The organism is Bacillus sp. MYb209, assembly GCF_002975175.1.
Classification (GTDB): domain Bacteria; phylum Bacillota; class Bacilli; order Bacillales; family Bacillaceae_G; genus Bacillus_A.
In genome coordinates, this window is the sequence record NZ_PCNZ01000003.1 from 309,761 (window position 1) to 323,738 (window position 13,978).

12 protein-coding genes and 2 pseudogenes are annotated in these 13,978 nt (G+C 35.2%); 3 read left to right on the top strand and 11 right to left on the bottom strand.

From position 1 onward, the window contains the following. Positions 1-41: 41 nt before the first annotated feature. From CQZ94_RS08700 to CQZ94_RS08735, 8 genes and pseudogenes are all read right to left on the bottom strand, one after another. Entirely contained in the window at positions 42-545 is a 504-nt protein-coding gene (locus CQZ94_RS08700) for a GNAT family N-acetyltransferase (RefSeq protein ID WP_105585064.1), read from the bottom strand. A 449-nt stretch (positions 546-994) separates the two neighbouring features. Then, the gene (locus tag CQZ94_RS08705; protein ID WP_105585065.1) at positions 995-1,276 is read right to left on the bottom strand and encodes a hypothetical protein; all 282 of its coding nucleotides are present in this window, start codon (positions 1,274-1,276) and stop codon (positions 995-997) included. A gap of 76 nt (positions 1,277-1,352) precedes the next feature. Continuing rightward, positions 1,353-1,576, bottom strand: a pseudogene (locus CQZ94_RS08710) (IS1595 family transposase); the annotation flags it as partial. A 141-nt stretch (positions 1,577-1,717) separates the two neighbouring features. After that, a complete protein-coding gene (locus CQZ94_RS08715; RefSeq protein WP_105585066.1) occupies positions 1,718-2,137 on the bottom strand; it encodes a VOC family protein in 420 nt (139 codons plus the stop codon). A gap of 243 nt (positions 2,138-2,380) precedes the next feature. Next, positions 2,381-3,088: a nucleotidyltransferase domain-containing protein gene (locus tag CQZ94_RS08720; protein WP_105585067.1), complete on the bottom strand. Its 708-nt coding sequence runs from the start codon at positions 3,086-3,088 to the stop codon at positions 2,381-2,383. Positions 3,089-3,158: 70 nt separating this feature from the next. Continuing rightward, a complete protein-coding gene (hmoA, locus tag CQZ94_RS08725; RefSeq protein WP_142395788.1) occupies positions 3,159-3,485 on the bottom strand; it encodes a heme-degrading monooxygenase HmoA in 327 nt (108 codons plus the stop codon). Positions 3,486-3,582: 97 nt separating this feature from the next. Continuing rightward, on the bottom strand, positions 3,583-4,797 hold the full coding sequence (locus tag CQZ94_RS08730; RefSeq protein ID WP_105585069.1) for an MFS transporter: 1,215 nt from the start codon (positions 4,795-4,797) through the stop codon (positions 3,583-3,585). A 57-nt stretch (positions 4,798-4,854) separates the two neighbouring features. Beyond that, complete coding sequence (locus tag CQZ94_RS08735; RefSeq protein WP_105585070.1) at positions 4,855-5,898, bottom strand: ArsR/SmtB family transcription factor; 1,044 nt, start codon at positions 5,896-5,898, stop codon at positions 4,855-4,857. A 332-nt stretch (positions 5,899-6,230) separates the two neighbouring features. Here CQZ94_RS08735 and CQZ94_RS08740 point away from each other — a divergent pair, with 332 nt between their 5' ends. Then, positions 6,231-6,722, top strand: coding sequence for a DinB family protein (locus tag CQZ94_RS08740; protein WP_105585071.1), 492 nt, complete (start codon positions 6,231-6,233; stop codon positions 6,720-6,722). Between the two features lie 331 nt (positions 6,723-7,053). Here the strand turns inward: CQZ94_RS08740 and CQZ94_RS08745 are convergent, their stop codons facing one another. Continuing rightward, entirely contained in the window at positions 7,054-9,342 is a 2,289-nt protein-coding gene (locus CQZ94_RS08745) for a glycoside hydrolase family 3 C-terminal domain-containing protein (RefSeq protein WP_105585072.1), read from the bottom strand. A gap of 222 nt (positions 9,343-9,564) precedes the next feature. On the opposite strand from CQZ94_RS08745, the gene CQZ94_RS08750 reads away from it, so the two are divergent. After that, positions 9,565-10,800, top strand: a complete 1,236-nt coding sequence (locus CQZ94_RS08750) for a helix-turn-helix domain-containing protein (protein WP_105585073.1) — start codon at positions 9,565-9,567, stop codon at positions 10,798-10,800. A gap of 75 nt (positions 10,801-10,875) precedes the next feature. Here the strand turns inward: CQZ94_RS08750 and CQZ94_RS08755 are convergent. After that, positions 10,876-11,090 (bottom strand): annotated as a pseudogene (locus CQZ94_RS08755) (ArsR/SmtB family transcription factor); the annotation flags it as partial. Between the two features lie 325 nt (positions 11,091-11,415). Here CQZ94_RS08755 and CQZ94_RS08760 point away from each other — a divergent pair. Next, positions 11,416-12,609 carry a nucleoside transporter C-terminal domain-containing protein gene (locus CQZ94_RS08760; RefSeq protein ID WP_105585074.1) on the top strand — a complete coding sequence of 398 codons (1,194 nt, stop codon included), beginning with the start codon at positions 11,416-11,418 and terminating at the stop codon, positions 12,607-12,609. An 89-nt stretch (positions 12,610-12,698) separates the two neighbouring features. Here CQZ94_RS08760 and CQZ94_RS08765 read toward each other — a convergent pair whose 3' ends face one another. Then, positions 12,699-13,946, bottom strand: coding sequence for a glutamate-5-semialdehyde dehydrogenase (locus tag CQZ94_RS08765; RefSeq protein WP_105585075.1), 1,248 nt, complete (start codon positions 13,944-13,946; stop codon positions 12,699-12,701). Between the last annotated feature and the right edge of the window lie 32 nt (positions 13,947-13,978).

Genomic DNA, 13,978 nt, shown 5'->3' on the forward strand with positions numbered 1-13,978 from the left:
CTTTTTTACATTTTTCATTGTTCCGAATTTGATCAGGATTTCTAAAGATCGCGTACGTTCCAAACAATCTCACCGCGCTCGTCCCACGTACTGTGATGCCGCTCAAATCCTATCTTTTCTAGTACCCGGAAGGACGCAACATTCCAAGCACCTACAGTTGACCAAAGTCTGTGGCGCCCGGTAGCAATTGCAGCCTCTAGCACAGCGGATGCTGCCTCAGTCGCATAGCCATTACGATGAACACTGCGGAACAACTCATATGCAATTTCCGGCTCTTCAAGCGTGGAACGACCGATAATCAAGCCACAATACCCGATGAAATCGCCTTTGTCTCGCCTGCGAATAGTAAGAAGGGAAATACCATTTTCATATGCTCTCTTGCGCATCTCGATAAGATCGCTACGAACGGATTCCAGGGATGGCGTGTCCACACCACGTTCGCCAATTAATTTTCTCATCCAGACTGAATCGGATTCCTCCCACATATTCAGGTCAATTCGTTCAGTTTTCAGTTGAAACGCCATAGCTTTAAATAAAGCTGTCATAGTAGCAACCTCCTATTTATGTCACTGTACTCATAATAGCTTCGCACCTCATCACCACATCAGATCGGAAACCCGGTTGATTCGTGAAATTTTATAGCAACAGTATACAAAAAATTAGTATTCTTTTATGCATAAGTAATTCCCCTACAAAATAGACCTTTTTATCAAACTTTATTTAAAATCTACAACAGTTGGTTTAAAGTGACTACACTCTCGTTCATAAATGATTTGTTTTAGATTTTCACTTATCCTACAAAACATCTTCCTCTATTTCTTAAAATAATGATAAACTCCCAATAATTTGCTGCCATAATCGGTGTATCCTTACTATATTCACGCTTAATATTTATATTTTTGGCTCTGTTAAATTTTAATGTTGAAAATTGAGTAAATTAGAGGGAAACCCAAATATAAGGGTTTCTCGTTTTTATACTTTCGACTTTTCGCTGTTAAGAGACATTTTTTAGCCAAGTAATAATTCGAAGTACCTGAAATGGTTCAAACCAAGTAATTAAAAACATCACAACGAAGAAAGAAATCAGTGATATGAATTTTAATGTTCCTTTTTCCCGTTTAGCAACTGCTATAAAACTTAGTACAATTCCAACTAAAAAAGAAATAAAACTAAACAGTACAATCGGCTCAGAATATCCATCTATTATCCAATTTAATCCGAATAATAATATCCCTACAAACATCAAGACTATTGACAATACACTGAATTTTTTCACAATTTTACCTCCAAATATAATTTTACCATTTTAAGAATTAAACGATAATTATTTTTTGTTGCATAAGAATGAACAATTACACGATAAACTTAGATAAACGTAAGCTCTCATACGTATCAATCATTTCATACACAAATGACGATAGGAGAAACTCTTTTATATTGTGTTTAGTGCTTTCGTTACTGCAACTATCAATAAATAAAAACCAAGCGAGTAGTTATCGAGATATTTTGTAACCACGCCTTTAAATCGGTCTATCCATTGTTTCATACTAGAATGGAGACCATTTACATTATAGATAAATAAAGAAGCTGTCTCACAAGTCAGATTTCTGACTAAAAGACGCTTATTTTTTACTTTGGTGTTCCATTAAATAAGCAAATAAAATGATCAAGCCCCTTCCCAAACTGGATAAGGGGCTTGATATACACCTTCAAACAATTATTCTTGATGAGTGCCATTGGGTTTTGAAACTTTTTTACCTTCTCTATAGTCAAGGCAAGAAACTTCAATTAATAATCCATTAAATATTGTAAAATAAAAGCCATAACTACTACCTCTCATTGTATAAGGTTCCTTGTCTATTTCAATGCCCCCAGCTACTAAACGATTATATGCTCGATCAACTTCACTTGAAGTTTCCACCAAAAAACCAATATGAAAAGCTTCAGGATATGTAACGCCTTTTTTCCCCTTGAACGCTTTTGGATCACTTAACACAAGTATAAATCCATTCTCATCACTCATCACTACAAGTGCCTTTCCCTTTTGTTCCAAAAATTGAAAATCAAAAAATGTTTCAAAAAAATGTCTAGCTTCTGATAAATCATCAACACAAAGATTCAAATGGTTCAACCTCATTCACTCATCTCCTTATAAACAGGGATTATACAGAAGTATATTGACCCATATAGATAACACTTGAATGTTTAAGGGCAGGAATTCAAGTGTTCAGTCTACAACTATTTTTTAACAGTCTAATACTTTTTTCTATAGTCTAGAACGTTTTTTTAATGCCACATTTGGAATACAATGAATGAAATTATATGAACAATCCGACACGGAATATCACTTTACTGATAAAGATTGAGAATCGTAGTAGCCCTATTGTTTATTCTCCAAATTGGTTAAAACCCACTCAATCAAGAAAATTGCTGAAGAAATCCGCTCTGTCGTATCCCCTAAGAACACTTTATTAAGTAACTCATCAAAATTAGTCGGTCTAATAGGTAATGCTTGAATATACCTTAAAACAGCTCCAGCTGGAGGGGCTGGCTTATTATTAATAGCCCATATTCCCTCTAGCAATGTCCACATTGATGTGTGAACTATGTATGAAGCTTTTAACTCATCTTTTGCTTTCAAAGCAGCCTGAATTTTAATAAGCGAACTATTTAACCAATGAGAAATGCCTTTTACTTTATCACTAGAAACAGAATAATTTTCATATTTATGTTGAGCTATTTCCTTTAACCTTTCCAACTCACCGTTACTATCAAATACAATTTCCCCTTCTAAAAAAGAGTATAATTCCATTGAATTATTTTTAAAGTTTAATTGAATTTGATTAAAATCTGCATACTTATATTCAATTAAAATACCTTCTCTCATTTCTGAATGAAAATCCTTCTTTTGTCCATTCTCTAAAAGAACATATAAGTCTAAATCGGATTCGGGGTATGCGTCACCTCTTGCGATAGATCCGATGAGCATTAATCCATTTACCTTATACATATATAAACTTTCATTTAATATTGTTTGTACCAATTTTTTATGTTTTTCATATGTAATGAATGAAAGGTTTTCTTTCATTTATATCCCCCCAGTACTAAAAAAGAGGATACATGTTAGCTTCTACAACATGTATCCTCTGCTTATATTATTATGACTTCTGATAAGCCGATTTCGATGATTTCACATAATAAACCCCGTGCTCAACCTTAATGATATGATCTGGTTTTGGCTTACCGCGGCCTGCTCTATGCCCAGCTAAGTGCTCTTCACTCGTTTCCCAGTTCTTCCATGCTTCTTCAGATTCCCAGCGAATCATAACTACAACTTCTTCATCTCCGCGTCTTACTTTTTTTACGAGAACACTTAAGTCGATGAATCCTTCAAATTTTTCAATAATTCCTTCTCCAGTGAAACGTTCTACAACTATATTAGATGTACCTTCTTTTACTGTAAATGTCTTTGTTTCGATAAACATATATTCCACTCCCTCTTTGTAATCCGAATACTAGTATTCCTCTATCATAATTGATTATGATAATTATTTTCAATTATAAAGTTTCTAATTTTTAGAATTATGCTGATTTCTCCTCAATCGCCTCATCTAAAAATTTAAAGTACGGAAGCAATATTCCTATTAAAGACGTGACACATATAATCGAACCGATAATAAAGTATAGCACTCTCACTCCCCACATTTCACTCAGTATTCCCCCTAATAACACACCTAATGGCATAGCCGATCGTATGAAAAATAATCGCACTGAAAATACTTTTCCTATCATATTGTTCGGGACAGTTTGTTGGCATATCGTCGTGTTGTGGACATTGAAAAATGCAATACATATACCTGCAATTACTTCAATTATTACCGCGATTATAATACTATGATTGAACCCTAGAGAAATGTATGTGAGGCCCCCTATAAACAATCCTCCGAGCATAAGTATACGCCGACTTTTATATGTTACTTTTCCGACTAATATGGAACCAACTACATAGCCAAGCGGGAAACCTGCCATGAAGTAACCGTACTCCGCATATCCCGCTGCCAGGTCATCTTTTATATAAGGAAGGTTTGTGACCATCGTTACCCCTACTCCAAACTGTACGAAAGTAAGAAATACACCGAGCCAAACGATTATTGGTTTTGTAAAAAAGTATGTAAAACCGTGAAGAAACTGTTCTAGCCACGTTTTTCTCAATTCTTGTTTTACTCTTTTTTCTTTTATGAAAAGTAACAATCCTCCACTAATGAATAGACAAACACATACGAACAACATTGTTAATTTGATTCCAATGAATTTAATAACGATGCCACCTAATACTGGCGCAATAAACATCATAAGACGGGTCATTCCATCTATATACGCATTTGCATCTTGAAGCTGCTCTTTACTTACAATGCTCGGTGTAATTGCTTGACTGGCGGGTGTATAAAGCGGCGTAATGAGCCCTATTATAATTTGAACGACATACACGTGCCAAACTTCTATACTACTAGTAACTAACATGACTAAAGGTAGTAAGAAAACAGATGCCCGTATCCATTGTGAAAAAATCATAATCCACTTTCGGCTCCATTTATCAATAAATGGGCCACTTATTAGTTGCAGTATGAGAGACGGGATAAAATATAATAACCACATACTGCTTAATGCTGTTTTCGATCCTGTTAACTCATATACAAGTATCGAATTACATAACGTCCCGAAAGCCCCGCCTAATTCTGAAATCGCGCTACCAATCCACATATAAAAAAACGAACGATTTTTCAATACACTCTTCACTATAGCTCACCAACTTTTCTATTAAATTCCTCCCTTTATGTACATTCTCGTTGTATATTATCTATTCAAAAATGTATCTAATTCTTTCGCTAACGACTGCACTGCTTTCTTTCTTAATACATATTTCCCGTCATATATATCTACTAACTTCGCTGAACGTAACAATTTCAAATGATGGTGTACTGTCGATTTACCAAGTTGCAGTCTTTCTGTAATTTCCTGCAATGTACGTTCTTTTTCAAACAGCACTTTTACAATTCGTAATCTCGCTTCATCCCCGAGCGCCTTATGTTTATGAACTAAAAAATAATTCGGTTCATATGGATCTTCAGGATGTATGCTTTCGTTCGCGACTGGATAATGAAATACTTTCGTATCTTCAATATCCGCTTCTATATTCCACGGTCTGTACGTCATTTGCGGGATAAGAAGTACGTGATGGACACTTGGCTCTGGCATATAGTTCACTCCACCAGTCGCCCACTCGACAAACTCTTCCGGTTTCATCTTTTTATTCATTTCATTTTTCGCTTCATAATCTCGCTGTAGTATAGAAACAATTTCTTCTGCCTCTTTTTTAACAACACTGTCATACCACCCTGTCATAACGGCGATTAAATGCGTTTTTAGTTCTCGCACATCGACATGACATACAAACTCTATATACGTAGAAAAAAACTGATGATCATGTGTCAGTTCCTTTAGTTCATGTATTACAGATACTTCTCCGCTTGCTGCTAAACGTCTTTTTTCTTCATACTTCTCTCCTAAAAACGGTAAACATATATACTTTAAATCTTCTTCTGAAAGTGAATCGATATTTGCAATAAACTGTGATAGATCCTGAAAATCTCCCTCATACAATAACTGAAGCAATGCTTTCCATGTATTATTTCCTTCTACAAACTGTAAATGCTCTTTCATCTCTACCGATAATGATTGTCTAATTTCTTCCCATTCGCTTTGAGATTTTTCAAGCGTGTCGATTAACCTCTTATGAGTAATTGCCGCAATGCCAAGTGCACATTCGAAAAGTATCGAATACCTCATTTGAACGTTGTACGTTTCCCTCTTTCTGCTCGTTACGTGAAAGACTTCCATTTAATCCCCTCCTTATTTTCTAAGTATTGAATTCTATATTTATCGAATTATACCTTCTGATTTTTTAGAATTTTAAAACCTTCCGAAACTTTATATTGCTACAAATTTTTAAACTTAAGCTGCAGTTGATTTCCTTGTTCAACTATGAGGCAGGTTTATTGAAGAGAAAGGAGAATTTATTACATTTAGAAAGCATAAGTTTATTTCTGCAATTACTACAACGACGCCGTATTGTTCTTTTAAAAACTTCCAAACATCAATCAAATGATAAGTAGGTACGTTTTCTCTAACACTTATTGTTGGTCAATCTCATAGTTAAGGAGGCTATACGAATGAGTAAAAAAGAAATGTTACAAAATGGAGTCAATCAAGTTTTTTACGAAGAAGAATGGTACCCACCGATATCAGAAGCGTTAAAGAATCTTACTGCTGCACAAGCATGTTGGCAACCAGAAGGAAAGGCCAGTAATACGATTTGGGAAAATGCAAACCATTTACTAACCTTTAAAGAGCGCTTACTTTCCCGCTTACATCAAGATGATACATTTGTTGCTCCACGAAATAATGATGACACGTTTGTCCAAGGTGGACCTAATGATGATGATGCTTGGCAACAGACAGTGAAGCGAACGCTTCAAGTACATGATGCCTTACAATCTTCATTAACATCCCTTCAAGAAGCAGAACTGGATCAACCAAGTCCTTCTCTACCAGTTTGGCAGCAATATCTGAATATCCTTTTGCATGATGCTTATCATACAGGACAAATTATACAACTTCGTAAACTCCAAGGTTCATGGCCAGCTCATCGTTCATATTTATAAACAATGATTAAAGATGATAGACAAGCATATGATTCTACATTTAGCAGAATAAGTACAAAAAAAGCAAATGAGATTCTAACTCTCATTTGCCTTTTTTGTATACTGGAGAAACATCCTACAATGAATTATTAACCTTAATTAAAACTCAACAAAGAATGTTCAAATTGATAAAGCAAACCTTTAATCAATGGGATTTTGTCCATCCCCCACTAATTATTAACCCAAATCAATTGGGCATTTCCGGGCCATTATCTCCCGCCTCACTTCCTCGCATTCGCCGCATTTTGAGGTAGGAGTCTTACCGCCCATTAATACAATTCATTCACACTTATTAATTCATCTGCGCATCGTTCAATAGCCCTATTATTTCACTCAACATTTCTTCTGTAAAAGCACCTGCGCTAAAGTTCACTAATGCTCGTAATGGCATATAGTTCAGCATAGCGTCCATCATTTCAGAGGCATCACTATCCCCTTCAGTCATACTACCAAACGGACTGTCTTTTAATGCTTTTTCCATAAGCCCTTTTGCGATTGGTGCTAAGATTGGGTTCGTAAATATGTCCCCAAGTAAAGTATTACGATGCACCGGTTTTTGAATTATGGTCGTTGATTGAACATACATGCTATCATGTAAAACGATCTCTTTTGAAGACTTTCCTACTAAAATTTCAAATTCACCTGTTTCAACATGCCAGTCCTTTAATTCAACATTATAATAAGCAAATGATCTTTTATTTAAAGTAAAGTTAACCGTTTTTTCTTCTCCCGGCTGCAATTCTACTTTTTCAAATCCTTTTAGCTCTTTTTCAGGACGAATCATACTGCTTTCAACATCTTTTATATAAAGCTGAACAATTTCTTTCCCTGCCGTACTACCAGTATTTTTCACGTTTACACTGATAGAAACAGTGTCCGTATCCGTTATCTCTTTCTTATTTATTGAAAGATTACTATACTCAAAGTTTGTATAGCTTAAACCAAAACCAAATGGGAACAACGGTTCAATATTTTTTGCATCGTAATAACGGTATCCGACGAACACACCTTCTTTGTATTCTACTTTGTCACCTTCACCAGGGAAGTTTAAGTAAGAAGGATTATCGCTTAACACTTTCGGGAATGTTTCCGCTAATTTCCCGCTTGGATTCGCATCACCAAATAATAAATCAGCAATCGCTCCGCCTAATGCTTGTCCACCTAAATAGCCTTCAAGTATTCCTTTTACTTTACCTATCCATGGCATTTCAATTGGAGCACCGTTACTTAAAACTACAACGATATTACTTTGAACTTCAGCGATCGCCTCAATTAATTGCACGTGATTTTCTGGCATCTGTAATTGCTTTCGATCAAAGCCTTCAGATTCATAACGATCTGGAAGTCCAACGAAAAGGACCGCTGTATCTGCTCGCTCTGCTATTTTTTTCGCTTCATTAACCATGCTTTCATTTACATCATCACTTGCAATATCATAACCTTGTGCAAACAATATGTTCGTTTTTTCACCTGATACAGTTTCAATTTCTTCGAGAATACTTTCAAGCTTTGTTGGGTTAATATGAGAGCTTCCGCCACCTTGATATCGTGGTTGCTTTGCAAAGCCTCCAATTACCGCTATCGTTCCCTCTTTTTTCAGCGGAAGAATGGAATCTTCATTTTGTAACATAACCATACTTTCACTTGCAGCTTCTCTTGCAAGCTGATGATGCGCGTCCTTACTATACACAGCGTTTTCTAATTGGTTATCATAAGCTTTAAAAATAATGTAAAGTAGACGCTCTGCTGCTTGATCAAGCTTTTCTACGGATAGCTCACCACAGTTAACTGCATCAACAATTTTCTTCTCACCAATTCCAAAGCTTGAAGGCATTTCTAACTCCAAACCGTTCGCTAGACTTGCAACACGCTCATTTACTGCACCCCAATCAGAAACGACAAAACCTTCAAATCCCCATTCATCTTTTAAAATATCATTTAATAAATAGTTATTTTCCGAAGCGTATTCACCATTTACCTTGTTGTATGCGCTCATTACTGTCCAAGGCTGTGCTTCCTTAATGACATCTTCAAAGCTAGCAAGATAGATTTCACGCAATGTTCTTTCATCAACAATTGCATCTACTGACATTCTGCGATGCTCCTGATTATTAGCAGCGAAATGTTTTAATGACGTTCCAATCCCTTGACTTTGTACGCCTTTAACATGGTTTGCAGCCATTTGTGATGATAAATACGGGTCCTCTGAAAAATATTCAAAGTTTCTTCCGCATAGCGGCGAACGTTTAATATTTGCACCTGGTCCAAGGAGAACTCCTACATTTTCGGCCTGACATTCTTCTCCTAATGCAACTCCTACTTGTTTTATTAATTCTTTATTCCATGTACTTGCTAATCCTACTGCTGATGGGAAACAAGTCGATGGAATACTATTATAAATCCCTAAGTGATCTGCTCCCTCTGCCTGTTTTCTAAGGCCGTGTGGCCCATCAGTTACCATAATGGAAGGAATACCCAATCGCTCAATCCCTTTTGTATTCCAAAAGTCTAATCCAGAACATAGACTTGCCTTTTCTTCTAATGTCATTTGTGAAATGATTTTCTTAATATCCCTTTTCATGATAGCCCTCCTAAAAATAATTAAGTAAACGCTTTCTTAATATTATTATAGTTATTATTTTTCAAATATTATGGTATATTTTTTAGAATACTTGTAAAAATTTCAGCTTATTATATATGTGGTTACTATGCAGAGGGAAAAATACTTTTTCCTCCTAGGTGTTTCTGCTGTTTTTAACTTGTACACATATTGACTGATTTTTAAAGAATAGAGGTTAAAATAATGAATTGCTCCAAACTTGAAGATTTATATTATATTTGTAAGTTGGTCTTTGACATACATACAACACCTATCTTTTTCATTGATAACAAAGGGAATTTGGCATTTGAAATCTCGCCCGATTTTCAGTATAACCCGTTGTATTCTTCAAAAGAGGCGTTATTTAATCAACTATTTAGGGGAAATCCACCCTATACTTTTCCGGTACTTGAAGAGACTGCCTTTCTTGAAAATTTTTTCTCAATTAACTTACGTTTAAACGATCAACTGAGTGGGAATATCATCGTTGGACCAGTCCTTTATTCCAGATTATCAGAAACCTCAATTAAAGGAATTGTTAATGATCTTCAACTAAAAATAGACAAAGAGGAAATGATTCGATATTATCAATCTCTCCCCGTCTTAAGCAATTTGCAATTTTTAAATATAAGCATGATTCTTTATTACATGCTGTATCAACAAAAATTAGAGATTGCTGATATTTTGCAAAAAAATATACTGTTAAAAAAGGATGATTTTGAGATTGAACAGCCCGATATACATATATCGGAGCAACGTCAAAGTACATTAACTCATATCGATCCACTAGTTGAAAGGAAAATATTTGAGTGTATTAAGGAAGGAAAAAAGGATGATTTAATTAAAAATTTAAGAAAATTACCTGAATCAGGCGATCTTGGGGTGTTGTCAAAAACAAGCCACCTGCGAAGCCAGAAAAATTCTGCCATCGCAGCAATTACACTTGCGACAAGGTCGGCTATAGATGGTGGACTATTCCCTGAAATCGCATATACCCTCAGTGATTTATTAATTCAAAAACTCGAAGAAATAAAAAAAAGTGAAGCCATTTCCCCATTTTTAGAGAATGCTCTACTTGAGTTCTCAGAACGAGTTAAAAACGGGAAAATGCAAAAACATTTAAAGCCTATAAACATATGTCAAAATTATATATTTACTCATCTTTACGAAGATATTACACTATCCCATCTAGCAGAAATAGTCGCATTAAATCCTAGTTATCTATCTTCCCTTTTCAAGAAAGAGGTTGGAATTTCATTAGGCGAATATATTCAGCGTGCTAAGATAGATGAGTCAAAAAGCTTAATGACCTATACAAAACATTCTATATCAGAAATCTCCACACTATTAAATTTCCATGACCAAAGTCATTTTACAAAGGTCTTTAAAAAACATACTGGTATTTCACCTAAACAATTTAAAAATGGACACAGTTATTAGTTTAGAAAATTTTATCATACTTCGAATAATTGTTGTCCTTCGTTCTACCAATAGATTTATTTTGTTGCTTTACATTGTATTATGCTTCTCGAAAAATTGTAATGCTCTATCATTTCACAAGGTAAATATTTTCCAATTTATCCCCATTCACTTTGAGTCTTTTCAAGAATATCGATTAGCCTTTTATGAGTAATTGCCGCAATGCCAAGTGCACATTCAAAAAGTATCGAATACCTCATGTGAACGTTGTATGTTTCCCTTTTTCTACTCGTTACGTGAAAGACGTCCATTTGATTCCCTCCTTGTTTGCTATGTATTAAACTCTATTTTTTTAGAATTTAAAAACAATATAAATTGAAATAGATTGATCCCAAACATAATTTACATTCTTCATAACTTCTAATCATAATCTAAATTTGGAAGAATAGGGGCTTTTTTATATACAAATAATAAAGTGAAACTTTAATCAGTGGGAGTTTTGTCCATCCCCCACTGATTATTAGCCCTCACCAATCGGGCAGTTATCTCCCACCTAACTCGCTCGCATTCGCCGAATTTTGAGGTGGGAGTCTTACTGCCCACAAATAGCGGGATAAAGCTCAAGGAGTTGTTGACATGCATTTCATATTAAATATGTTAGGGGTTTTCATTGTAATATTATTCGTTTTCCTATGTTCGCCTAATAAAAGAAAAATAAAATGGAGACCAATCATTATTCTAATAATATTGGAGCTTTTTATTACATGGTTTATGTTAGGCACCAAATTGGGCAGTATCATAATTAATAAAATTGCGTCATTTTTCAGCTGGCTACTATCATGTGCGAATGAAGGTATTCGATTTGCATTTCCTTCAGCTATGGAAAATCAAACAGTTGATTTCTTCTTTAGCGCATTACTTCCAATCATTTTTGTTATCACTTTTTTCGATATTCTTTCTTATTTTGGAATCTTAACTTGGATTATTGATAAAGTAGGTGCAATCATTTCAAAGATTTCTCGTTTACCAAAGTTAGAAAGCTTCTTTTCCATTCAAATGATGTTTTTAGGAAATACGGAAGCACTTGCAGTTGTTCGTGATCAATTATCTGTGTTAAAAGAAAATCGTTTGTTGACTTTTGGAATTATGAGTATGAGTAGCGTCAGCGGATCCATTCTTGGTGCTTATCTATCAATGGTTCCAGCAACATATATTTTCAGCGCTATTCCTTTAAACTGTATTAACGCATTAATTTTGGCTAATGTTTTAAATCCTGTAGAAGTTACTAAAGAAGATGATGTTATTTATTCACCTTCAAAAAATGAAAAAAAAGATTTCTTTTCTACTATTTCAAACAGTATGTTAGTCGGGATGAATATGGTTATTGTTATTTTAGCGATGGTAATTGGGTATGTAGCATTAACAGCATGTTTAAATGGTATTTTAAGCTTTTTTGTAGCAGGTTTAACAATTCAAAAAATCTTCTCGATTATCTTTAGTCCCTTCGCTTTTTTACTTGGTTTATCAGGCAATGATGCTATGTATGTAGCAGAATTAATGGGGATAAAAATAACAACGAATGAATTTGTTGCAATGATGGATTTAAAATCAAACTTAAAGTCTTTACAACCACATACGATTGCGGTTGCAACAACATTTCTAGCCTCTTTTGCAAACTTTAGTACAGTTGGTATGATTTATGGAACTTACAATTCATTATTTGGCGGGGAAAAATCATCAATAATCGGTAAAAATGTTTGGAAGCTTCTTGTTAGCGGAATGGCTGTTTCCTTATTAAGTGCTATGCTCGTGGGGCTTTTTGTGTGGTAAATGAATATTGATTTCGTTTTAATTACAAAAGACACCCGAATTAAATTGGGTGTCTTCATTAAATTATTTTGATTGTTCCTTTATAATTCTTATCTCCGAATCTGTCCATTTCCACGAATCACATATTTTGTGGAAGTCAGTGCAGGTAGCCCCATTGGTCCCCTTACATGTAGCTTTTGTGTACTGATGCCAATTTCTGCACCGAATCCGAATTCAAATCCATCAGTAAAACGCGTTGATGCATTATGATAAAGCGCCGCGGCATCAACAGATGTGAAAAATTTGCTGACGTTTTCCTCGTTCTCTGTAATAATCGCTTCGGAATGCATGGATCCATACGTATTTATATGATGAATTGCTTCTTCTGGAGTGGAAACCACTTTAACTGCCAGTGTGAGAGATAAAAACTCTGTTTCCCAGTCTTCTTCTGAAGCTGATGCAATAGAAGAATCAATTGCCAATGCTTTATTATCACCACGTAGCTCCACGCCTCTTTCCTTCAAGGAAGAAAACAGCTCGCTACCAAATCGCTGCGCCCAATTCTCATGAAGTATAATCGTTTCAATTGCATTACATACAGATGGACGCTGCGTTTTTGCGTTTATAATAATATCAAATGCCATTTGTTTATCCGCTGTTTCATCAATGAAAATATGACAATTTCCCGCACCTGTTTCAAGTACTGGAACAGATGCTTCTCTCACTACAGTATCTATTAACTGCTTGCCGCCTCTTGGGATAAGAACATCCAAGTACTCATTCAATGTAAACAACTGCTTTGCACTATCTCGTGATGTATCTTCTATAAGCTGTACGCTTTCTGGAGGCAAACTTGTTTGTTTGAGCGCTCGGTGAATAACAGCAACGATAGCTTTGTTAGAATAGACAGCAGAAGAACTACCACGCAATATTACTGCGTTTCCTGTTTTTAAGCAAATTGTAGCAGCATCCACTGTCACATTCGGCCTTGCCTCATAAATCATTCCGACAACACCAAGTGGTACGCGCATCTCCTGAATAGATAATCCATTTGGTCTTTCCCATGCACTTACACATTCTCCAACAGGATCACGTAAATCAATTAGTTGCTTAATACCTTCAGTCATATCAATGATACGCTGTTCATTCAGCATAAGACGATCAAGAAGAGAATCAGAAAATCCTTTTGCCTTACCTTCTTCGATATCCTGTTTGTTTTCCTCTAAAATATAAGCTGTTTCTACTATCAGCTGATCAGCAATCGCAGCAAGTGCTTCGTTTTTTTGATTTGTAGATTTAAGCACAAGTTCTCTAGCGATTTTTTTCGCTTTTTGTCCCTTTGCTAACACTTCATTCATTTTTATTTCCTCCTTTTTAAGGTTAATCAGTA